We start from the raw sequence: 22,697 nt of genomic DNA, 5'->3' as shown, positions 1-22,697 counted from the left end.
AAGCTATAAACACAAGACAAAATTTTATCTACTATCTAAAATTACATTAAGTATTTATCTTTTAATCTAAATTAACAATACTTTTTCAATTGTAGCTTTTATTTACAAACAATAGAATAAATGAGAATTATTAACATTATCTTTAATCTTATGAATATCCCACCTCGACCGTTTAAGCTATCCGTCATCGCCTGCGCGATTTGTTATGCGAATCTCACCTATGCTCAAGATACTAATGTGCAAGCCCTGCAAACGATTAAAGTAAAAGCTTCAGATGTTGAGCAATCTTCAGAGCAAACCAAAGCCTATAATGTTAAAAACTCAAATAGTGCAACTAAGCTTAATATTGAAGCTAAAGAAACCCCTCAAACCATTAATGTCGTTACTCGTCAGCAAATTGAAGATTTCGGGCTTACCAGTACGAGAGATGTTCTAAAAAACACTCCGGGAGTAACTGTGAGCAATCAGGAAACCGAACGTACGTCGTACATGGCTCGCGGTTTTGAGATTTCAAATATCTTAACTGACGGCGTAGGCTTTCCCCTTTCTAACTATAATTATAATAATACTAATCCAGATACTTACTTTTATGATCGCGTAGAAGTGGTTAAAGGCGCTGACTCACTTACAAATGCATTTGGCGACCCAAGTGCAACCATTAATAATATCCGAAAGCGACCAACTCAAGAATTTCAGGCAAATGGTGGTGTGAGCTATGGCTCATGGGATACACAACGTTATGAAGCTGATGTATCCGGTTCTATTCTACCGAGTGGAAAAGTACGTGGCCGTATCATGGGATATCAACAAACAGGTGATTCTTACCTTGATCGATATTCTGCTGAAAAAAATGGTTTTGCAGGTATTCTTGAAGCTGACCTAACAGATAGCACATTGCTCACTGTCGGCTATAGCCAAGAAAAAAATAAACCTAATGCCAATAACTGGGGAGCTCTACCCTTACTAGACGCAAATGGTAAGCAAATTTCTTATGACCGTTCATATAATCCCAACCCCGATTGGGCACATTGGGATAATGAAACCCAAAATGCTTTTGTTGAGTTAAAACAAAAAATTAATGATCAGTGGACTGCTAAACTCACATATAACTATCTAGATACAGAACATAATAGCCATTTACTTTACTACTCTGGTTATCCAAAAGCAGATGGATCGGGTGTTTACTTAACCCCATGGGGCGGCCAAGAGCAGCAAGAAAAACATGCTGTAGATTTTAATCTCGAAGGGACTTATAAGCTATTTAACCAAGAACATGAAGCATCTTTAGGTTATAGCTATGTCCGCAGTCATCAACATGATAAGCAATCTACAGGAACAATTAATGACAGTAACGTTATAAAATCAACGACTACAGACTGGGCAAGCTGGACACCTCAATCTGTAACTTGGTCAGATTTCACAGAAGCGGCAAATTATAAGCAAAACATCAATTCATTCTATGCTGCTACACGTTTACATCTGAATGAAGACCTAAAACTTTTACTGGGTGCAAACTACGTTAAGGCCGAAAGTAAAGGCGAAAGTTACGACTCACCAATGTCATATAGTGAAAGTAAGCTTTCCCCTTATTTTGGATTAACCTATAACTTTACGCCTGAATATACCGGCTATATGAGTTACACCTCTATTTTCCGTCCACAGACCGGTATTGATAAAGACACGAATCAAGCTTTAAAACCTATTGAGGGTAAAAGCTATGAAATTGGTGTGAAAAGCTCGTGGCTAAATGATCGCTTAACAGGAACACTTTCTGTCTTTAAAACTGAACAAAATAATTATCCACTACGTAACTCTGATGGAAACCCACTTAATAGAAAAGTACCAACCAGTGATTTAGAGTCACAAGGTGTAGAAGTCGGATTATCAGGTCAAATCACAGATAATGTGAACCTTGCTTTCGGTTACGCTCAGTTTAGTATTAAAGATATTAAGAATGGTGGCGAGGCAAGAACTTATAATCCGAACCAGACGCTTAATTTGCTAACGACCTATACGCCGTCAGTTCTGCCTAAGTTAAAAGTTGGCGCAGGCCTACAGTGGCAAGATGGTGTAAAGCTATATGACTCAACTGTAAACAGTACGATCAAACAAGATGCCTATGCCTTAGTCAACTTAATGGCGAGCTATGAAGTAAATAATCATATTACGCTTCAAGCAAATGGTAATAACATTTTTGATAAGAAGTATCTATATAGCTTCCCTGATGGCCAAGGATTTTATGGTCCTTCTGCCAACTATACAGTTGCTGTGAAGTTTAAATATTAATATCGTATCCAATCCCAATTTAGGGATTGGCTTTTCTTATTATTCTTTGTTTATGTGTCAGTAAAGATGTCCAAAACTGTAAATCTCCCTGTGTCATATCGCATAAAAGTTTTCTATCGATTTTTGCTCGTTTTCGGTATGGGTTTTGCCTGTATGGCGTATTTAAGTCTTGGACTCACTGGAATTTTCCGTTTGACCTTAGATAAACCTGAAGCCATATATCTGGCAGCATTTATAGCAATTCTATTTTACGTATTGTTCGTTATTATAGGTTTTTGCATTCAATCGCTTTTGAAACTCACTGGGTTATCAATCGTACTCTGTACCCTTTTCTTTTTTGCAACGCGTATGGTGGGTTATGCATAAAGGTATACGCCAATCTATGGCATGGCTACACTCATGGACTGGCCTAATTTTTGGATGGCTCGTATTTGCCATTTTCTTAATGGGGAGTTTATCTTATTACCGCCATGAAATTACTTTATGGATGCAGCCTCCACTTGCACAATATGAAGTAAAGCAAGATGTTGCTATTAAAACAGCATATCAATACTTACAAGACCATGCTCCAGATGCCAAATCTTGGTATTTAACTGTTGCAACACCTGAGAGTCCCGTAAACACTATGTATTGGGAAAAATCAGACGGCGGTTATGGAAATGCAACTCTGGATGCAAACACAGGCCAAGAGCTTAAACTTTCGGCAACGCTAGGCGGCGATTTCTTTTACCGTTTCCATTATCAACTCTTCGGTTTGCCAATATTCATCGGACGACTAATAGTATGTCTTGCCGCATTTATTATGTTGATTGCTTTAGTTTCAGGCATTATTACCCATAAAAAAATATTCACCGACTTTTTTACTTTGCGTACATTTAAGTCTCAGCGTTCATGGCTAGACTTTCATAATATTTCTTCGGTTATTGCCCTGCCTTTCTTTTTAACCATTACCTTTACAGGCTTAGCTATTTTCTTTTATTTATATCTGCCTTGGGGAATGCAGAAGCTCTATCCAGAAAACCCATATCAATATTTTACTGAAATACGTACAAAGGCTGTACCCGAGAACCAGTCAATACAGCCAGCTCAGAATCTATCAATTGAAAAGTTATTAAGCCAAGTACAACAAAATTGGGGAAATAAAACTTTATCTACTATTAGTATAAAAAATCCAAATACCAATCAGGCACAAATCACCTTTATTCAAAAAGAAGATCATTCAATTACCCGTAATCAAGCTCAAATTATATTTAATGCTTCAACAGGCAAAGTCTTGGCAGACACGCGTAATAATAGTGCTATTGCAACGCTTAATGCGGGAGTTTACGGTCTACACATGGCAACATTTGCTCAGCCTTTACTTCGCTTAGGTTTCTTCTTCTCTGGCATTTTAGGTTGCGTCATGATTGCGTCAGGTTTATTACTCTGGAGCCTTAAACGCCAAATCCAGAATAAGAACAGTAAATTTCACTTTGGACACTATTTAGTTGACCGTTTAAATGTCGCAACTTTTGTAGGACTGCCGTGTGCAACTGTGGCCTATTTGAGCGCGAATCGATTATTTACTGTCACTACAACCACGATCAATTATGAAATTTATAGCTTTTTCTTAGTCTGGCTCATCAGCTTAATTATCGCTTTAGTCACTAAAAAACAATATTTATGGCGAACTCAACTTAGTATTTTTATTCTGCTTTGTATGGTGCTTCCAATCTTAAATTTAAGCTATTTACTTCAACATAACTATATTCAAAGCTTAAACAGTTATTGGGTATTTGCACGTATAGATATCTTTTTGTTGATATTTGCAGGCTTAGCGATTTTTATATTCTGCAAAATTCAACCTATTCAGCATAAAGCTGTAGAAAAAATCCAAAAGAAGCTGAATAAATTAAATACTGAGGTGAGCTCGTGATCTTTATAGCTTTCATTTTAATTTTATTAGGAATGTATTTGTTATTTATGGCGAGTGAAAAATATCGATCACCAAAATCAACAGGCCATTTCAAATCGTTAGCTCAAAAATATTACCAACTCTTTAAAATAGCTGCATTCATATTGTTTGTTTTATGCGCATACATTTTGATTCAACATTTTAACTTTTCAATTGGTTTTGTCAGTTGGTGGATATTTGCAACGCCGTTAACTTTTGGTCTCATCCTTTTAATTAACCCATTAAAATCATCAAAATAATCTTAAATACTAATAATTTGATGAAAAATGGCTCAAGCTAAGCAATATTTCGATTGCTTAGCTTTTTTTTGCATAAGTAAATCATTATTCATGACAACTGTTTATCTCTAAAAGGAATAAGATATGGACGTTTCGTGATAAGTGGCGATAAAGATGTTTGGTCCTTTTGAATTTATCTTAGCGGGTATGTTAGTTGGTTTCTGTGTAGGGATTACAGGAGTTGGTGGTGGATCATTAATGACACCAATTTTAATTAGTCTTTTTAGAATTGAACCGCATATCGCAATTGGTACCGATTTACTTTATGCCGCAATTTCAAAGTTCTGTGGCTCCATGGTCCACGCTAGAAAACTCAATATTGTCTGGCCAATTGTTTTATGGCTTGCAGTGGGTAGTATTCCGGCATCTTTCGCTACATCTTGGGTACTTGAACACTTTTTAAGCCAGTCAACCCACTATAAAGCTGTGTTAACCATGGTTTTGGGTTTTATGCTAACACTGACTGGTGTTTCAATTATCTTTCGTTCTCGAATTGAAAAATTCTTTAATCGTTTTAGAAGCAAAGAAACAGTACAAACAGAAAATGAGCAATTGGCTATTCACCATAAACGCCTCTACATCATTATTATGGGTATTATTTTAGGCGTATTTGTAACGCTTTCATCGGTTGGTGCTGGTGCATTTGGCATTATGGCACTCGTGATCATGTTCCCGAACTTGCCAATGATACGAATTATTGGTTCAGATGTGGTACATGCGGTGTTGCTTACCTTAGTGGCAGGCCTTGGGCACATGAGCGCTGGAAACGTCGACTTTACGCTTCTTATGTGGTTATTAGTAGGTTCAATTCCAGCAATTATTGTAGGTACGCTCATTAGTTCCCGCATGCCAGAACGTTTAATCCGAAAAATTTTAGGGATTACTCTATTTGCTCTCGGTGTTAATTTTATGGTTAACCCGGTCAAAGCAAAACCAAAAGCCCCTGTGGTACAACAACAAGTAGTGATTGCTGAAAAAACAAGCAACTCAACTGAACAATAGCAAAATCAATAAGATTTTTCCAAAGCGAAATACCATGAGATGTAGGATTTTCATAATTATTTCATGGTATATTCAGTACACAAAACAACCTTTAGTATGATCGAACCAGTGACAGCAATGAATACACATTCAAAATCAGTTTCCAAGCCAGATATCGACGACGTTAATATTAAAAGCATTCAAACTCTTGTAACTCCAGCCGAGCTTAAATCAGAGCTGCCTTTATCTGATGTTGCTTCACAAACCGTCCTAAAAGGTCGTGAAACCATCCGTAATATTTTAGATGGCTCAGATAAACGTTTATTTGTCGTTATTGGCCCTTGCTCAATTCATGACCCTAAAGCTGCTCACGAATATGCCGATCGTTTAAAAGCATTAAATGAAAAAGTTAAAGACACTTTATATTTGGTTATGCGTGTTTATTTTGAAAAACCACGTACAACAATTGGCTGGAAAGGTCTAATCAATGACCCAGATATGAATGACTCATTTAATATTGAAAAAGGTTTGCGCATTGGCCGTAAGCTTTTACTTGAATTAAATGAAAAAGGTCTGCCATGTGCAACTGAAGCACTTGACCCGAATTCTCCACAATACTACCAAGACTTAATTTCATGGTCTGCAATTGGCGCACGTACAACCGAAAGCCAAACTCACCGTGAAATGTCTTCTGGTCTATCGTCACCAGTTGGTTTTAAAAATGGTACGGATGGTGGCTTAACTGTTGCAACCAATGCCATGCAGTCTGTTAAATATGGTCATAGTTTCTTAGGCCTTAATGATGATGGTCAGGTATCAATTATTAACACCAAAGGCAACCCATACGCACACGTAGTTTTACGTGGTGGTAATGGTAAGCCAAACTATGATGCTGGCTCTGTTGAAGAAGCAGAAAATGCTTTGGCTAAAGCAAAAGTAAGCAATAAAATCATGATTGATGCAAGTCATGCAAATTCAAACAAAGACCCGTACTTACAACCACTTGTTCTTAAGAATATTACTGAACAAATTTTAGATGGAAATAAGTCAATTGTTGGTCTTATGGTTGAAAGTCACTTAAAAGGCGGCCGCCAAGATATTCCAGAAAATCTTTGTGATCTAGAATATGGTAAATCAGTGACTGATGGCTGTATTGACTGGGAAACAACCGAAAAAACATTACTTGAAATGCATGAAGCTTTAAAAGACGTTTTACCAAATCGTTAATCCATCTTTTTAAGAATATCGATTAAGCCCTCTTTTTTGAGGGCTTTTTATTTTAATGAAATTTCTAGATAAGCCGTAATAGGGTTTAAAAGTTTTATTATTTATAAATAAAAATAACTTACGATAAAAGCAAATAGCAGCACAGTTTCGCTAAGCTCAATCGTGGCTCCCACAGTATCCCCTGTAATGCCACCAATACGTTTTATAAACACATGTCTTAAATAAACAACGCTCATTAAAAACCCAATCACGGCGATTAGACCTTGCCATCCCCAATATAAAGGTAACAGCAAAACTAACCCAATTATTATCCAAGAAGCTGTTTTAGGTAAATGGTCGGTCAGAGAACGGCCTAAACCTTTTTCTCGAACATACGGCGTAGTTAAAAATAAAATTGATGGCACAAGGCGCCCAAGTGCAGGAACCAATATTAAAAATAGCGTTTGATGTTGTTCAATCAGTACATAGACCAGTGCGAACTTGAGCAGACATATAAGAACTAAACTCAGTACTCCAATTGGGCCACAACTTGGATCCTCCATAATTTGTAAAGTACGTAGCTTGTCTCCAAAACCACCTACCCACGCATCTGCCGTATCTGCCAGCCCATCTAAATGTAATCCGCCTGTCAGCCAAATCCATAAACTAACTACCATTATGGCAAGCAGAAGAGCTGGTAATTTTGCGAACAGACATGCAATAAGAAAAAGAATGCCACCGATAATGAGCCCAACCAAGGGATAAAACAAAATAGCTCGACCATTTTGTTGCGCCGTCGGTATTGTTTTTAACTCGATCGGCAGAACAGTTAAAAATTGCAATGCGATCCAAAAGGGTGTCATATCCAAGTCTCTAACTGAACTATATTTAAAAAACAGTTTGAATTATGAAGAAATAAAAATGGGAATAGCAATCCCTATTCCCATTAAAGACTTCAGAAAACTGAAAATCTATTGTATTTGATAGCACTGTTTCAATTTTATGTAGTCGTAGTAGAAACTGGTTGGACTATAACGCGCGTAGTTACATGCAGACTTAAATAAAGTCTCTTTTTCGTTATAAAGCATTTTCACCAAAGTATTGCCTTGGCCATTTTGATAAATATCCCACTGTACATTGGCAGCCATAGGTGAAACCACTTCTCCACGCCATGAGCTGGTTGAGTAATCATACGTCTGGCGAAGTGGTAAAGGCTGCATCATATTATGTAAATCTAGGCTGGTTGCCAAAGGAATAATAATTTCTGCATGAGCAAAGCGTAAAACTGCTTTGTAAGGTTGGGCTTTATTGACTACAGCATCAACTTGTTGAAATAAATCTTGCTTTAACCCTTGGGCGATTGCACTTGTGACTTGATTTGACTCTGTAAAACTTGGGCCTTTTTCGTAAAAATCATTGGCATCATTAAATTCAGCATAGAATTTTGCGGCTTCTACAGGCATATATTTATCAAAATCGATATCTTTTAGCTCATCTTTCATACCACCAGAAATCGAATAGAGCTCATACACATAAGCTGCTGCATCAACTGCACTGGCGATAGTGTTTTTACCCTTACCTTTTTCCGTAATTTGCTCACCTTTAGGCGAAGTTACGGTAAAAGACCCTGTATTACTAAAGTTATAACCCGCTGTACCCAATTTTTTAATAAAGTCTGCTTTAAAAATCGGGTTGAGTACAGTCTGAGCAGTTTTTTCAGCCAGGGAATTCTTTGATAACTCATCAAGTTTTTGGGCTAAATCATTATTATTTTCTTCAAAATCTTGATAGGCCTGACTTGCATCATAAATTTTCTGCTGACTAGCACTTAGCGGCTGAGTTAAGTCTTCATCTGCATTCAAGCTATGGAAATAAAGTTTAAAACGGTCTACCCCACCATCTTCAACACTTGGCACGCTTTCACTCGATAAATTGGTATAAGAGACTGGAACAATTTTATCTTTGAGCTGCGGTTGTTGTTTAATGAGTTCAGCCGTGAAAAATTTAGCACTATCTACCGCACGATCCACACCCGAACTTTGTACCGATATCGAAGCTTGTTGATTAAATAAATTCGGTAATCGTTGTAATAAACGATCAGCAATCCCGCGATGTTCTAAAATACCAGTCATGGTTTCATTACCATAACCAAACTGACGAATTCCTTCCACGCCGTAACCTAACAGAATATTGGCTTTCATCATGGCCTCTAGGTCAGCACCTAATTGCTCACCTAACGGCGTTAAGGCATTTTCTGCTTTTGCCTGTTTCCACAAATTATAAAGTGCTAAGTCATATTTGAGACTTGATAAACCTCTTGAGCCATGGCGAGCCACTAACTCTGTAAAAACAGGTTGGAATCCACTTGGTGCTTGTTCATAGCTTTTTAATTCTTGTTGAGGTTGGTAAGGTGTCTTTGTTTGATAATACTTTGATTGGGTTGTAGGTGGTGTCGTTGGCTGATCATCTTGATCGTCATTATTATTACAAGCCACAAGCACTAATGACGCGGCAAGCAGCGTTGTTTTAAATAAAATATTCATAAGTCAGATAAGCTATTAATAAGAAATGCTCATATCTTAATTTTTAGCAATGACACTACGATTACAATATTTCAAATATCTTTATAAAAATAATAACTTACAAGTGTATAAAAATATAAAGCTGCTATCTCAGTATAAAAGTTAATTGACCATCTGTTTTAGAAAATTCGAGAGGATATAACTTCCCAAGTTCTGCTGGCATTTTAAGTAAATCATCTAAAGGCTGTTGCCCAGCTAAACAAGCCAATAATTTAATTACGCCCCCATGGGTAACAACTAAAGCATGTTGCCAGTTTTGGCTCTGCATTTGATCAATTAATTGCTTAAACCCAATCAAAACTCTATTTTGAAATAGAATTAAACTTTCTGCATTAGGAGGACAATACTGACTAGGCTTTTGCCAAAAATTTGCTAGCAACTCGGGTGAGGTTTCATAAATCTGCTGTGTTGAAACTCCTTCCCAATCACCAAAATACATTTCTTTTAAATCGGGACTTAAAACTAACGGTAATTCTTTTTGTTCAGCTAGCTGCTCGGCAAAACAAGCACAACGTTTTAATGAGGAACTTACAATCACATCCCATGGCTGATTTGCGACTTGCTCAATGGTTGACTGCATTTGCTGCCAACCTTTTGCTGTTAACTCATCATCTAAATGACCACGTAATGTATGGCTAAACTGACTTTCACCATGTCTGAGTAAATCAATTTTCAATTTACTCAATTTTGTCCCCACTTACAGCCGCTTGAGCAAACGTTGCCATTTGATTATGTAATACGCACGCCATTTTAACCAATGCCAAAGCAGCACCCGCTCCACTACCTTCACCTAAACGCAAATTCATCTTTAAAATTGGCTCAGCATTAAGTTCTTGTAAAATACGGCAGTGACCATATTCTGCCGATTGATGTCCAAATAGCATCCAGCCCCGTACATCAGGATTCATTCGTACCGCACATAAAGCAGCTACCGAACTAATAAATCCATCCACAATCACGGGTAAACCAATTTGAGCACATCGAATATAAGCACCAGTTATGGCAGCAATTTCTAAGCCACCTACAGCACTTAGGATTTTAAACGCATTACCAATCACATGTTGATAGTGACGCTCTATTGCCTGCTCAATCACTTCAATTTTATGTCTTAACTGATCGGCACCAATTCCTGTACCTACACCAGTTAATTGTTCAGCCGTCTCATTTAATAAAAGGCATGCTAACGCAGAAGCAGAACAGGTATTTCCAATCCCCATTTCACCCGCAATATAAATATCTGCACCGTCGGCTTTGGCTGTATCTACGGTCTTTTTTCCTAATTCTAAAGCAGCACGGCATTCTTCAGCATTCATTGCCACTTGTTTTGCAAAATTTGCTGTGCCTGCCCGAATACAATGACGCTCAACACCAGCATATTCGTACGCTTCGCCTACTGTGCCACAATCGATAACTTGCAAATGAGCTTGATGATATTTAGCAATTACACTAATTGCTGCACCACCAGTTGTGAAGTTTTGCAACATTTGACGTGTGACAGCTTGAGGATAGGCAGAGATATTTTCTTCAACTACGCCATGATCACCCGCAAAAACTGTGATCCATGGGTGGTTAACTTGAGGATGAACATTTGACTGTAAACTGGCAAGTGTAATTGCAATCTGCTCCAAATCACCTAAAGCACCCGTAGGTTTAGTGAGTTGGAGTTGATGTTGTTCAGCTTGTTTTTTTGCTTCTAGATTAGGTTGCTTTACCGATTCTAACCACCAGTTCATTTTACTTCTCACCTTTTAAAATCATTGGAAAACCAGCTACACAAAACATAACCTTATCTGCAATTTGTCCTAGAGCTTGATGCAGTCTGCCTGCTTCATCTACAAACCTTCGACTAATTTCACCTAATGGCACAACACCCAGACCAGTTTCATTACTGACTAAAATAATTTCTGACTGGAGCTGAGGTAAAACGTCTATTAGTTGCTCACATTCAAACTCTTGAACGTTTTGATCATCTAAAAGTAATAAATTCGTTAGCCAGAGCGTTAAACAATCCACCAAAATAATTTGATTAGGTCGATCAATTTTCTGCAAAGTTTTTGCTAAAAATAATGGCTCTTCAACCAATGACCAGTGAGCAGGACGCTGGTTTTGATGGTGTGCAATTCGGTTTTGCATTTCAGGATCAAGTGCTTGCGCCGTTGCGACATAAGTCACAGCTAATTGCGTAGCTATTGCCGTTTGTTCAGCCAGTCGACTTTTACCAGAACGAGCACCACCCAAAATTAGTTGCAACATGAATCACCTAAAAACAAATGCTGAGAGGGATATAACTTACCTTGTAAAGTTTGAGCCTGATAATAACCAAACGTCAAATGCTCAATTTTAAGTTCAAATTCAGCGTATTTATATTGTACAGGTAATTCAGAAATTTTTTGCAAAATCAAATCACTACTATAAGCTTTTTTATACAAACCCAAGGTGATATGCGGACAATAATCTAAAGCCGCAATTTCATGAGAAACCGTGCCTAACTTCTGTCGTATTAGAGATAAGATATTATCGGCATCTTGAATTTCTACAAATAAAGCACTACTAAAACTATCAACTGCTCCAATTTTTAAATGAAATGGAGCAAAATCCTCTTTTCTTAAAAATTCCCTCTGTTGCTCAAACTCACTAAAACTAAAATCATCTTTATAAACTTTAGATTCTTGAGTCAAAAAACCGCATATAAACAGCGTGACATGATATTGACGGCTATGAGGTTCTAATAAAAAATCTGAAAAATGCGCGCGTAATGTATCTAAATAATCAACTAAGTTTTGATCATTAATTTCCAGATACCATAAAGCATAATTTTGACGCCCACAGTGCCATTCCCGATAATCCCGGATAAATGTTGGCACCATGAGCGTAGAGGGTTTTAGCAGCACAGCTTTAATTCAAAATGATTCAATTTTTGTATTAAAGCATGTTTACCTTTCAATTCAATTGTAGAGTGCAAATTTATTGAACGAATTTAAGCATATTGAGTGCGCGTAGTGTTGGAGTTAGTACTATTCATGTTCAAAGGTTGCTTGCCTTGTTCAGAAAATAAATATTGAATTAATTGCGTCAACTCAACTTCCAACTGCCGTTTCTGAACTGTACTCAAATCTAAATTCTGAATTTGTTGCTGTAAATGTTTAATCGCATCAGCCTCATCAATTTTTAAAAATTGAATTACATAGGCATAACCCAAAGCAGCGCCCTTTAATAAGTTCTTATAGGGTAAATCATGACTAATATTCACCACAATTGATGCTATTACCCGTTCATTATGACCCAGTTTACGTAGCGGATCTCGCGCCACACGTTGACACGGATCTTTAAATGCATATTCACATGAATCTAGAAAACTCTGTGCAAGTCGATCTAGATCTTTTGCATAGTTAGGTAATACTATTGAAAGTCCTTGCTTTACTTCTGTAATTAAATTCTCTGCAAATGCTTTAACAGAGCTATCGCCCATAGCAACACCAATAGAATCATAACCCAGTAACGATGCATACCAAGCAAGCATCGCGTGTACGCCGTTCCACAGTCGGTTTTTGATTAATTGAATATCTGTAATTTGCTCAACCAACACAACTTGGCGCAATTTTTCGAGTAAAGGGCTACCTTTTTCTACATAAATTGGCATATCCGTTTCGCTATGGAACAAGATTAAGTCCATGCTTTGTAATATATGTCCCGGCTGAAAATTACGACGCATATTATCTACATATAAAGACGCCTGATTTTGCTGATCTTGGGTCAGTTTATTGCAATCTTCAATTTCGACCTGCTCCTCTTGTTCTACATCAGATAAGTGCTGTTCAAGAAAATGGTGCTTAATGCGAAGCTGACGATATAGATTTTGATTAGATAGTTTTGAAACCATGCGGTTTACAACGGTGTCACAAAAGTAATGTTCTTTTAAAATATGCTCTGTCACGTCCTCATCATTAGTTAGTTCTAAAAGTGCTTCTCTAAGATGCTTCATGACCAAATATTTTGCGCCAACTTTATTTAAAATAATTAAGAAAGTTAACGGCTCTATACAAGTTTCTAATGCCGAGTTAAAACGAGCGTATAAACCCTTTGCAATCATTTTTGATTCAGCTTCAATTGCTTGTTCAGGCAAACACAGTGCGATCAAACTTGAATGGGTATACATCTCTAACATTTGCTGTTCATTGTCTGAGTCAACAATTGTCATATTTTCAATGCGTTCATCATAAGAAAACTGCCCATAACGAATGCTATAAGTTCCAAACGCATTTACCGCTTCGCGGAATAGACTATTTCGGGTAGAAGCAATAATACGTCTTGGTTTGGTGTATCCATCCCAGTGCGACAAGATTTGTGCTATATAGCCGCCACCAATAGCGCCAAAACCATGTATTCCAACGGTAAGTTGATTTAGGCTTTGTGGAAAAGATTCTTGTACTTCTGGCATATCCACAACAGGAATAAATTGATCAAGATCTGTTAAAAAGTTATACATCTGATCGTAATAAAAATCGGCTTTTGCCAACATTTCATCATTTGGTTCTTTAATGTCTTTTAATAAAATCGTTTGACCTTCTGATGTGTGCGCTGACGTTAAGCCATTTTCAGAATCTTCGAACATTAAACATTGGTTAGCATCTAAATGAAGTTGACTTGCTGCTTTTAAAAATATTTCAGGATGAGGCTTTCCATTTTGTACTTCATCCCCACAAGTAATCACATCAAAAAACTTATAAACATTTGCGTTAATTAAATATTCTTCTGCTATTGCTCTACGACTTGAAGTAGCCACAGCCATTCTCAAACCCGATTTTCTTAAACGTTCTAAAACTTGAACCAAACCTTTTTTGATCGGTACGCCGTGTTTTCGTATGTGTTCTAGCTCCATCTCATCGGCTCTTTTTCGTATCTCTTTATAGGGAACATTTACACCATATAAACGTTGAGCCAATTGTTCAGCGGTAGTTGCACTTAAACCTAAACATTGCATTAAATATTCGTGTGAAAATTCCTGTCCAATGAGTTCTTGAGATGCGTGTTGCAATGTTTGAAACCGCAACCTCTCAGTATCAAACATTGTCCCATCCATATCAAAAATTGCTCCATGAACAGGTTTTCCATGAAAAATAAGCACGTTTTTACCTCTTTTTTGATCATGTTTTATTCAGGGTATACAAAAAATTGGATAAAAAGGCAGGATGTTAATAAATGAAACATTAGTGGTTATTTTTTAGTCAAAAATATAAGCAAACTGTTACTGAGCAGAGTTATAAGCCTAAAAAGGTTGAACAATATAAATAATTATGAAGCTGGCTTTATATACAAGAGCAGCAAGCCATCCTTGCTTGTTGCTCTTGGTTTATTCTTTTTGTTGCGCTGATCGTATTTATTTTTCTTAGTTCCATTTACCGCTGCTTGAACCCGCATATTTTTATAATGTCTTGCAGGTGTCACATACCAAAAATCAACTCATCTTTTCAACATTATTGCTATTGGAGTCTCTGGTATAACTTTAAATCGCCTAAAAACTTAGTATTACAGTAGTAGGCGTTAAATTTAATTATTAAAATATTCTTTAACTTTTAATATAGATAATGATAATCATTTTCATTTGTTGATGCAAGTTTATTTTGCTATTTTTTATATTTAATAAGGAATATCTATGATTTATAGATATTCCCTATATCAACTCACATTAATAATTAAATGTATAACTGAGGCCATAAGTACGTCCTTCAGCTGGGATACTTTCTACAAGCCCATATACTTTTTCTGCTTGTTGACTATAGACAGTACGATAGTCTCTATTCCAAACATTATATACACCAAAATCTATACGTCCTTTCCACCACGCTGGGAAATGTGCCAAAACATCCATCGTGCTATAGCCTTTAATTTTTACAGCTGAAAGTGAGTCATCTTTTACGGCTTCATTTGTACCCTTTATAGCAAGCATTTGCACACGAGCGCCATATCCCTCATCATTGTTCCACTCGGCAAAAACAGTACCTTTGATTGGTGATACCTGAAAAGCATTCAACTCTTTCCATTTACCATCCGTATCTTTATATTGACCTCGCGTATAACCAAGCGTTCCCCCCACTTTAAACTCTTCCATAAATGGATAGGTCGCCGTTAGTTCAGCACCATATACACGCTGGTCTTTGTCCATAACCTCAGCAACAGTTTCTTTATTACTGTTCTTGTAAAACTGAACTACTTTATCTGAAGTATTATAGAAACCTGTTATACCTAGATTTAGGCTTTGCTCCCCTTGTAAACGCCAGCCTAGTTCATAGCTGTTTACACTAATAGGTTGGATATTCGCTGTTGAGATATTAAATGCATCACGCATCATTCGTTGTACATCTGGAAAGCTAAAACCTTGAGAGAAATTAGCAAATATTTGCTGCTCGTCTGTTAATTCATATATCGCTCCCAAATTGAATAAAACCGCATCGTCATTTACAGCTCCGTTTGGCTGTATCCCATTTTTAGTCGAGTACTGTTCAGTTTCAGCTTTAATATATTGATAACGAGTACCAGCCTGGACATTCATACGGTCCGTTAAAGCGTAATCACCTTGTAAAAAAACGCCAGCGCTTTGAATTGTTGTATTTGGACCAGCATCGGAGATTTTACCTGTGGGTTTATATATCAAACCTGTATTAAATGCTGTGAAGTGCTCATAATGTTGATGATCTTTTTCATGTTCATAATCTAAACCATAAGTTAGATTAAGATCACGATTTATAATATTTAAATCACTTTGTACTGTTGACCGCAGACCAGCAACTTCGATTTCAGATTGAGATTGTTTTGCTTCTGTACTTTCCCCTCCTAAAAAGACTGGAAAGAAACGAGCATCTTCTTTACGGTAATATCCTTCTAGATTTAAGACCTGACCTAAAATATCTTTATTTTGGTATTGAGTGTTGAATGCGTAGCGCTCTGTAAAAGGCTGATTAGATATTTCTAAACCCTTCTTCCCAATATATGAATTAGGCGCTCCTCCATAAATATAATTTTTCCCATAATCAGGACCATAATTCGTGTCTTGTTCATCTTTATAATATTGCGCACCCAAACTTAGTGATTGGTTATCAGTTAAATCTATATTTATACGACTGTTAATATCAATTGTATCAGTGTCAGGACGGCTACCTTGCATAGGTGCTATAGCAATACGATCACCATGGCTATCGAACTGAGATCCGCGACTAGTGAAATTAGCCCCTAAGAAACCATTTATATTATCTTTATTAAATGAAATAGATTGGCCAACTTCATAAGCTAGACTATCACTCCGAAATGTATCAGAAGACGTAATACCAAGTTTAGTCTCAAAACTCACAGGTTTAGTCGAATCAGCACGTTTTGTAATAATATTAATGATCCCACCGGTAGAACCAGATCCATAAATACTCGTAGCTCCAGCAAGGACTTCTATACGTTCAATCATGCCTGGGCTAATACTATTTAACTGTCGAGCAACATCGCGTGATCCATTTTGAGATACGCCGTCAATCATGATCATGACATCACGACCACGCATTGTTTGCCCATAGTTGGTACTCGTTCCACTACTCACCCCAAGTGATGGAACTAACTGAGCCAGAATATCGGCAATTTTTCGTCCAGCTGTTGCTTGTTGTTCAATTTGCTGCTTCTCAATCGTTTGAACTGTACCTGCAATTTCAGCAATATTTTTGGGTGTTCTTGTCGCCGTCACTATAATTTTTTGCAATTGAGCTACAGGCTTTTGTATCGCTTGATTATTAAGGGTTGCCTTTTCAATATTTGTATTCGCATAAGCCTGCTGCGCAAATATTGCTGCTACAGCAATACAACAAGGTTTTAATTTAAAATATCGTGGTTTAGCACACGTCAAATGATTTGAGTTAGCCCCGACCTTTTTATATTGATGCATTTTTTCCTTTCTCCAAGCCCAAAAGTTATTAGTTAAGTTTTATAAGGCTCGGAATAATACTAAATATAAGTAATAATGAGAATTGTTTTTATTAAAAAATTTAATTTAATACTACCTATCTTAAAATTAGTTAATTTAATGAGATAAGAAAGAGATTTATTTTACTAATCAAGCACATCAACAAATTGAGCATCTAAAAGCTGTGCTAAATCTTTAGGATTTAAACCAATATCAAGCCCTCTTTTTCCGCCACTTACATAAATTTTGCTAAAGTTTTGTGCAGATGCATCAATAACAGTTTTTAAACGCTTCTTTTGACCTAGAGGGCTAATCCCTCCTACCAAATATCCAGTTAAACGTTCAGCATCTTTAGGGTTAGCCATCTGTAATTTTTTACATCCAAACGCCGTAGCAACTTTTTTTAGATTTAGTTGATGATTAACCGGTAAGACAGCAACAAAAAAATTCTTATCGTCACTTACCATTAAAGTTTTAAATACTTCTTTTACATCTAAAGCTAATTTTTCGGCCGCCTCTAACCCAAAACTTTTAGCATTTGAATCATGTTCATATTCATGAATAGAAAATTCAATTTTATTACTTTTTAACAATCTGCATGCAGGAGTCATGATAAATGGATTTATAGATGAAATTGTTTCTATTATAGTTTTTTTAGAAAAATTTTTAAATTTGCTTAGGCTATTTACAACAGTTACATAAAAACTCAATCAGCAACTGAAGAAAAAATAATCTCACCTTGATATTCGCGGCTCGACTCCATATATTTTATTTAGATTTGAAGTCTGAGCTGACAATTTATGAGTTATAAACACAACAATCTGATGGCAATGCGTCACCGTTTTTGGGATGAATCTTCAGATTCTGTATTAAATGAAAAACAGTTTTTGCAGCAGACGTTAATTGAACAAGGTATTTTTAATAACGCAACTCTTGATGATGTTAAGTATTTCTTTTATACCCTGCCGAGCATCATTATTGTAAAAGCGCACGCACTTGGTTTTATGCATGTTTCAGTCAAACAGATGTTATTGCAACATATTCAGACTAATCGCCTTTATTTGATGCAGAAATCTGAATTAAAGATTCAATTTAAAATGTAATCTGTTTTGTTATCACAGATCTGTTTTATTTTAGTTTTACTTATCTGAATGATATTAATTTCTTAAATTTCTATATTGCTTAGGCTATTTAAGAGCTAATGAAATAAAGATGGTAATTTCGACCTATCATTCAGTCTGAGAGAACTATTTTAATACGCTCAAAACATGTAATATTCGTTACAATTTTAGATCACAGCGTTTGGCTGCATGATGCGCATAGGATTCTATTTTCATGTCAAATCAGAAAGATAAGCTTAAGAGTTTAAAAACTTCTTCCATGGATCGACGCTTATCAATCGCGAAAGCTTCTTTACTTGCAGGAACACGTTGGGCAACTGCAAGTGCTTCTTCTATTTTTTCTAATGATGAAGAAAAAGAAAAGAGACGCAAAAAAGCGATGAGCGAACAAGCTAATTATCTGGTTTCTGAAATAGGTAAACTTAAGGGTTCTATTGTTAAAATTGGGCAAATGATGGCTCTTTATGGTGAACATTTTTTACCAGAAGAGATTACACAAGCATTAAATACCCTAAATAACCAAACCGTTGCTTTAGATTGGCCTGCAATTAAGCCACATCTACAAGAACAATTGGGCGCTAAATTAAATGATTTAACAATTGATCATGAGCCAATTGGTACCGCCTCTCTCGCACAAGTACACCGTGCAACACGTAAATCAGATGGCTTGGAATTAGTCCTAAAAATTCAATATCCAGGTGTTGCAAACGCAATTGATTCAGATATGAGCTTGTTTAAAAACATGCTTAAACTGACACGTATGGTGCCACAAACCCGTGAATTTGATCAGTGGTTTGATGAAGTGCGTGAGATGATGCATCGTGAAGTTGACTATGATGTTGAAGCTGCCACTACTCGTCGCTTCGGTGAACGTTTAAAAGATGACGAGCGTTATATTGTTCCGACAATTGTAGATGAATATTGTACGAACCAAGTACTTTGCATGACTTTCGAACGCGGTGTCCCAATCAATAGCCCTGTTATGTTGTCTTTGCCTCAAGAGCGTCGTAATCAGCTTGGTGAAGCTTCACTAGAAATTGCTGTTCGTGAAATTTTTGAATGGGGTGAAATGCAAACTGACCCTAACTTCGGTAACTACCTTGTCCGTTTAGGTAATGGCCAAGATGTTCAGGATAAAATTGTATTATTAGACTTTGGTGCTATCCGTCAGTTTGATGAACATTTGTTATCGGTAGCACGTAATTTAATTCAGGCGGGTTATCAGCATGATAAGCATGCGATGATACAAGCAATGACTGGATATGAGTTTTTTGAGGCAATGCCTGAAAGTATTAAACCGGGCATGGCCGATGTCTTTTTAATCGCGACAGAAGCATTTAGTACCCCTGCAAATAATCCAGAAATGCCCACTGGCCTAATGGATGAACATGAACGTTATGATTGGAAGAAAAGTCAATTACATAGTCGTGTTATGCAGCAAGCAAGTAAATCTATGGCGTCACGTTATTTCTCAGTACCTCCAAAAGAATTTATGTTTATTAGCCGTAAATTTATTGGGGCATATACATTTATGACGGTTATTGATGCAATAACAAATGTGCGACGTATGATTCGTAACTTTGCTTAATTTAATAAAGGACTAGAATGATTCTATGTCATTCTAGTCAATACATCTCTACTCACCCAATAACCAAATTATTTTAAACAAATAAAATCAAAAACTTAAAATAATTTCACTTCTTAACTACCATTTATCTACTCATTTTTGGAATGTCAGTAACGACATAGTTTTTTACTATCAGGCGTGTCAGCATAAAACAATAACAATGTGTTAGGACACCATAATCATGACAAGTATGATCAATAAAGCTCAGGGTTTGGGTTTATCGCTGATTACTAAATTGGCTGGAAGCGATGTACTTGATCAACTCAAGTTGCGTAAATTTATAGAAAAATCTCTTTATCAAGGTTCGAAAGCTGGTTTTAGAGCGTTAAGCCAGACTCAAAAAGCATTTAAACCGAAACAGATCTCCCAACAGCGGTTACCTCAACAACAAAAAACTCTGTTTGATTTAAGCCTAACTGAAGAACAACAAATGACCTCTGAAGCAATGTCTCAATTTGCTCAAGAAGTTTTACTAGGCTTAGCACATGAAGCTGATCAGACTGGTCAGTTTCCAGAAAGTCTCTGGCAATATTTAGAAGATTTAGGACTCAATTACTATGCCCTTCCAGAAGCACTCGGTGGTGTAGCAGCTGAACAAAATATTGTTAGTAATTTACTGATTGCCGAGAAACTAGCACAAGGTGATTTTAGCCTTACAGCAGGATTACTCAGCACATTTAGCATCATTAATGCAATCACGCGTTGGGGTTCAACCGAAGTCCAATCGATGTACTTACCTTGTTTTGCAGAAGAATCAGACATTACAGCAACTTTTGCGGTACAAGAAGCCACTCCGGCTTTTAATCCTTATGAATTAAAAACCAAAGCCTCACTTGAAAATGATCAATTTTTTATTGATGGTGAAAAAACACTTGTTATTTTAGGTGATTTGGCCGATGTATTTATCGTAAGTGCAGACTTTAACGGCAAGCCAGATGTATTTGTTGTGCAATGCAACGAAACAATTTCAATTAAAAATACTCCAGCAATGGGCCTTAAAGCGACAGAAACGGCAACTTTACGCTTTAATCACACACCTGCTCTACGCTTAAGTGCAACAGATTTTGATTACACCGCCTTTTTAGATTTAGGTAATTTAATGTGGTGTGCGATGGCGGTGGGTACCTGTGAGGCGGTTAAAGCATATTGTATTAAATATGCCAATGAACGAACTGCTTTCGGTGAACCAATTTCACATCGGCAAAGTGTCGCTTTCATGATTGCAGATATGGCAATTGAAATTGACGCAATGCGTATGCTGCTTTTAAATGCGGCAAGCCTTGCAGAATCAGGCAAGCCGTTCCACCGTGAAGCTTATCTGGCCCAACTACTTTGTGCTGAGAAATCCATGAAAATTGGTACAGATGGTGTGCAAATTCTTGGTGGACATGGTTTCACAAAAGAACACCCAGTTGAACGTTGGTACCGTGATTTACGAGCTACTGCAATTTTACAATCTGGCTTACATGCTTAAATGATCAATCAGAGGATACTATAATGAATTTGCAAAATCCTAGAAAATTCAAAATGATGATTGATCAAGCACGTGATGTTGCGATCAATGTTTTACGCCCTATTTCTCGTAAATATGATAAAGCTGAGCATGCTTATCCTAAAGAACTCGATATGCTTGCCTCACTCATCGATGGAATGAACGAAGGTGGCGAAGGTATTAATGCTGGAGCTGCGGGCGCTGGTAACCGTGGCGATACAGATAACGAAGGCATCCGTAACGGAACCAATATGTCTACCGCTCTTGGGATTATTGAGATGTGTTATGGCGATACAGGCTTATTGCTGAGTATGCCACGTCAGGGTCTTGGGAACTCAGCCATTGCTGCTGTTGCAAATGATGAGCAATTAGAACGTTTCAAAGGAACATGGGCAGCAATGGCAATTACCGAGCCAGGTTGCGGTTCTGATTCTGCTGCTATTCGTACAACTGCAACCAAAGATGGTAATGACTATATTTTAAATGGAGAAAAGATTTTTGTGACATCTGGCGAACGTGCAGACTCTGTCGTAGTCTGGGCAACACTGGATCGCAAAGTTGGCCGAGCAGCCATTAAATCATTTGTAGTACCCAAAGGTACACCTGGAATGAAGGTTGAACGTCTTGAACACAAATTAGGAATTAAAGCCTCAGACACAGCAGTGATTAGTTTTATTGATTGTCGTGTACCTGCTGAAAACCTTTTAGGAAATGCTGAAGTTGATGTTGCAAAAGGTTTTGCCGGAGTGATGGAAACTTTTGACAACACTCGCCCTCTCGTCGCTGCAATGGCAATCGGTTGTGCTAAAGCTTCTCTAGAACGGATTAAAGAAATTTTTAAAGATCAACTCGATCCTGGCTATTCTACACCTTATCTACACACCTCTAATCTTGCAGCACAAATCTACCGTATGGAAGCTGAGTGGGAAGCTGCTCGCCTGCTTATGTTAAAGGCAACGTGGATGGCAGATAATAAAAAGCCAAACTCTAAAGAAGCTTCTATTGCTAAAGCCAAAGCTGGCCGTGTGGGTAACGAAATTACTTTAAAATGTGTCGAACTGGCTGCAAGCGTTGGCTATAACGAAGACGAGTTACTTGAGAAATGGGCGCGTGATTCGAAAATTCTCGATATCTTTGAAGGTACTCAACAAATTCAGCAATTGATCATTGCTCGCCGAGAACTGGGTAAATCTTCTAGCGAACTAAAATAATAATTAAGGGAACTCTTCCC

At 37.1% G+C, this 22,697-nt stretch carries 19 protein-coding genes; 10 read left to right on the top strand and 9 right to left on the bottom strand.

Translation table 11 applies throughout. The features are described 5' to 3' along the window. Positions 1 to 150 precede the first annotated feature (150 nt). The 6 genes from MSG66_RS02480 to MSG66_RS02455 all read left to right on the top strand — a co-directional run bounded on the left by MSG66_RS02480 (position 151) and on the right by MSG66_RS02455 (position 6,726). Positions 151 to 2,286, top strand: a complete 2,136-nt coding sequence (locus MSG66_RS02480; protein ID WP_324651984.1) for a TonB-dependent siderophore receptor — start codon at positions 151 to 153, stop codon at positions 2,284 to 2,286. 66 nt (positions 2,287 to 2,352) lie between these two features. Beyond that, positions 2,353 to 2,652 (top strand): hypothetical protein, encoded by a 300-nt coding sequence (locus MSG66_RS02475; protein ID WP_202742208.1) that lies wholly within the window; start codon positions 2,353 to 2,355, stop codon positions 2,650 to 2,652. Further along, a complete protein-coding gene (locus MSG66_RS02470; RefSeq protein WP_324651982.1) occupies positions 2,645 to 4,201 on the top strand; it encodes a PepSY-associated TM helix domain-containing protein in 1,557 nt (518 codons plus the stop codon). Before MSG66_RS02475 ends, MSG66_RS02470 begins: the two co-directional genes overlap by 8 nt. Then, positions 4,198 to 4,479: a DUF1634 domain-containing protein gene (locus tag MSG66_RS02465; RefSeq protein WP_324651980.1), complete on the top strand. Its 282-nt coding sequence runs from the start codon at positions 4,198 to 4,200 to the stop codon at positions 4,477 to 4,479. The genes MSG66_RS02470 and MSG66_RS02465 overlap by 4 nt, the downstream gene beginning before the upstream one ends. A 153-nt stretch (positions 4,480 to 4,632) precedes the next feature. Further along, on the top strand, positions 4,633 to 5,520 hold the full coding sequence (locus MSG66_RS02460) for a sulfite exporter TauE/SafE family protein (protein WP_133973766.1): 888 nt from the start codon (positions 4,633 to 4,635) through the stop codon (positions 5,518 to 5,520). Between the two features lie 117 nt (positions 5,521 to 5,637). Continuing rightward, on the top strand, positions 5,638 to 6,726 hold the full coding sequence (locus tag MSG66_RS02455; RefSeq protein WP_197730899.1) for a 3-deoxy-7-phosphoheptulonate synthase: 1,089 nt from the start codon (positions 5,638 to 5,640) through the stop codon (positions 6,724 to 6,726). Between the two features lie 101 nt (positions 6,727 to 6,827). Here the strand turns inward: MSG66_RS02455 and MSG66_RS02450 are convergent, their stop codons facing one another. From MSG66_RS02450 to ybaK, 9 genes are all read right to left on the bottom strand, one after another. Then, positions 6,828 to 7,568, bottom strand: a complete 741-nt coding sequence (locus MSG66_RS02450; protein ID WP_324651976.1) for an adenosylcobinamide-GDP ribazoletransferase — start codon at positions 7,566 to 7,568, stop codon at positions 6,828 to 6,830. Positions 7,569 to 7,676: 108 nt separating this feature from the next. After that, positions 7,677 to 9,248, bottom strand: coding sequence for a histidine-type phosphatase (locus MSG66_RS02445; RefSeq protein WP_324651974.1), 1,572 nt, complete (start codon positions 9,246 to 9,248; stop codon positions 7,677 to 7,679). Between the two features lie 124 nt (positions 9,249 to 9,372). After that, the gene (locus MSG66_RS02440) at positions 9,373 to 9,972 is read right to left on the bottom strand and encodes a histidine phosphatase family protein (RefSeq protein ID WP_202742215.1); all 600 of its coding nucleotides are present in this window, start codon (positions 9,970 to 9,972) and stop codon (positions 9,373 to 9,375) included. Then, positions 9,965 to 11,020, bottom strand: a complete 1,056-nt coding sequence (gene cobT / locus MSG66_RS02435; RefSeq protein ID WP_324651973.1) for a nicotinate-nucleotide--dimethylbenzimidazole phosphoribosyltransferase — start codon at positions 11,018 to 11,020, stop codon at positions 9,965 to 9,967. Before cobT ends, MSG66_RS02440 begins: the two co-directional genes overlap by 8 nt. A 1-nt stretch (position 11,021) precedes the next feature. Beyond that, positions 11,022 to 11,540: a bifunctional adenosylcobinamide kinase/adenosylcobinamide-phosphate guanylyltransferase gene (gene cobU / locus MSG66_RS02430; protein WP_262471774.1), complete on the bottom strand. Its 519-nt coding sequence runs from the start codon at positions 11,538 to 11,540 to the stop codon at positions 11,022 to 11,024. Continuing rightward, positions 11,528 to 12,154 carry a 2'-5' RNA ligase family protein gene (locus tag MSG66_RS02425; RefSeq protein ID WP_262471773.1) on the bottom strand — a complete coding sequence of 209 codons (627 nt, stop codon included), beginning with the start codon at positions 12,152 to 12,154 and terminating at the stop codon, positions 11,528 to 11,530. Before MSG66_RS02425 ends, cobU begins: the two co-directional genes overlap by 13 nt. Positions 12,155 to 12,264: 110 nt before the next feature. Further along, positions 12,265 to 14,412 carry a bifunctional mannitol-1-phosphate dehydrogenase/phosphatase gene (mtlD, locus tag MSG66_RS02420; RefSeq protein WP_324651971.1) on the bottom strand — a complete coding sequence of 716 codons (2,148 nt, stop codon included), beginning with the start codon at positions 14,410 to 14,412 and terminating at the stop codon, positions 12,265 to 12,267. A gap of 561 nt (positions 14,413 to 14,973) precedes the next feature. Continuing rightward, positions 14,974 to 17,208: a TonB-dependent receptor gene (locus tag MSG66_RS02415; protein WP_324651969.1), complete on the bottom strand. Its 2,235-nt coding sequence runs from the start codon at positions 17,206 to 17,208 to the stop codon at positions 14,974 to 14,976. A 164-nt stretch (positions 17,209 to 17,372) separates the two neighbouring features. Then, complete coding sequence (gene ybaK, locus MSG66_RS02410) at positions 17,373 to 17,837, bottom strand: Cys-tRNA(Pro) deacylase (protein ID WP_324652373.1); 465 nt, start codon at positions 17,835 to 17,837, stop codon at positions 17,373 to 17,375. Between the two features lie 189 nt (positions 17,838 to 18,026). Between ybaK and MSG66_RS02405 the strand changes: the two genes are divergently transcribed. The 4 genes from MSG66_RS02405 to MSG66_RS02390 all read left to right on the top strand — a co-directional run bounded on the left by MSG66_RS02405 (position 18,027) and on the right by MSG66_RS02390 (position 22,677). After that, positions 18,027 to 18,329 (top strand): hypothetical protein, encoded by a 303-nt coding sequence (locus MSG66_RS02405; RefSeq protein ID WP_324651967.1) that lies wholly within the window; start codon positions 18,027 to 18,029, stop codon positions 18,327 to 18,329. A gap of 232 nt (positions 18,330 to 18,561) precedes the next feature. Continuing rightward, positions 18,562 to 19,935 carry an AarF/ABC1/UbiB kinase family protein gene (locus MSG66_RS02400; protein ID WP_324651965.1) on the top strand — a complete coding sequence of 458 codons (1,374 nt, stop codon included), beginning with the start codon at positions 18,562 to 18,564 and terminating at the stop codon, positions 19,933 to 19,935. A gap of 229 nt (positions 19,936 to 20,164) precedes the next feature. Next, complete coding sequence (locus MSG66_RS02395; RefSeq protein WP_324652371.1) at positions 20,165 to 21,448, top strand: acyl-CoA dehydrogenase family protein; 1,284 nt, start codon at positions 20,165 to 20,167, stop codon at positions 21,446 to 21,448. 23 nt (positions 21,449 to 21,471) lie between these two features. Then, complete coding sequence (locus MSG66_RS02390; protein ID WP_324651963.1) at positions 21,472 to 22,677, top strand: acyl-CoA dehydrogenase family protein; 1,206 nt, start codon at positions 21,472 to 21,474, stop codon at positions 22,675 to 22,677. Positions 22,678 to 22,697 lie beyond the last annotated feature (20 nt).

Origin of the sequence: Acinetobacter sp. IK31 (assembly GCF_035615195.1) — a bacterium.
In the GTDB taxonomy this organism is placed as follows: domain Bacteria; phylum Pseudomonadota; class Gammaproteobacteria; order Pseudomonadales; family Moraxellaceae; genus Acinetobacter; species Acinetobacter calcoaceticus_C.
Note: the sequence above shows the minus strand (reverse complement) of the source record. Positions and strands in the feature narration are given on the sequence as shown.

Excerpts from the sequence above, each read along its gene's own strand:
- MSG66_RS02480 (WP_324651984.1), top strand. The coding sequence starts at position 151 with ATGAATATCCCACCTCGACCGTTTAAGCTATCCGTCATCGCCTGCGCG.
- MSG66_RS02475 (WP_202742208.1), top strand. The coding sequence starts at position 2,353 with ATGTCCAAAACTGTAAATCTCCCTGTGTCATATCGCATAAAAGTTTTC.
- MSG66_RS02470 (WP_324651982.1), top strand. The coding sequence starts at position 2,645 with ATGCATAAAGGTATACGCCAATCTATGGCATGGCTACACTCATGGACT.
- MSG66_RS02460 (WP_133973766.1), top strand. The coding sequence starts at position 4,633 with ATGTTTGGTCCTTTTGAATTTATCTTAGCGGGTATGTTAGTTGGTTTC.
- MSG66_RS02455 (WP_197730899.1), top strand. The coding sequence starts at position 5,638 with ATGAATACACATTCAAAATCAGTTTCCAAGCCAGATATCGACGACGTT.
- MSG66_RS02450 (WP_324651976.1), bottom strand. The coding sequence starts at position 7,568 with ATGACACCCTTTTGGATCGCATTGCAATTTTTAACTGTTCTGCCGATC.
- MSG66_RS02445 (WP_324651974.1), bottom strand. The coding sequence starts at position 9,248 with ATGAATATTTTATTTAAAACAACGCTGCTTGCCGCGTCATTAGTGCTT.
- cobT (WP_324651973.1), bottom strand. The coding sequence starts at position 11,020 with ATGAACTGGTGGTTAGAATCGGTAAAGCAACCTAATCTAGAAGCAAAA.
- cobU (WP_262471774.1), bottom strand. The coding sequence starts at position 11,540 with ATGTTGCAACTAATTTTGGGTGGTGCTCGTTCTGGTAAAAGTCGACTG.
- MSG66_RS02425 (WP_262471773.1), bottom strand. The coding sequence starts at position 12,154 with ATGGTGCCAACATTTATCCGGGATTATCGGGAATGGCACTGTGGGCGT.
- MSG66_RS02415 (WP_324651969.1), bottom strand. The coding sequence starts at position 17,208 with ATGCATCAATATAAAAAGGTCGGGGCTAACTCAAATCATTTGACGTGT.
- ybaK (WP_324652373.1), bottom strand. The coding sequence starts at position 17,837 with ATGACTCCTGCATGCAGATTGTTAAAAAGTAATAAAATTGAATTTTCT.
- MSG66_RS02405 (WP_324651967.1), top strand. The coding sequence starts at position 18,027 with ATGAGTTATAAACACAACAATCTGATGGCAATGCGTCACCGTTTTTGG.
- MSG66_RS02400 (WP_324651965.1), top strand. The coding sequence starts at position 18,562 with ATGTCAAATCAGAAAGATAAGCTTAAGAGTTTAAAAACTTCTTCCATG.
- MSG66_RS02395 (WP_324652371.1), top strand. The coding sequence starts at position 20,165 with ATGATCAATAAAGCTCAGGGTTTGGGTTTATCGCTGATTACTAAATTG.
- MSG66_RS02390 (WP_324651963.1), top strand. The coding sequence starts at position 21,472 with ATGAATTTGCAAAATCCTAGAAAATTCAAAATGATGATTGATCAAGCA.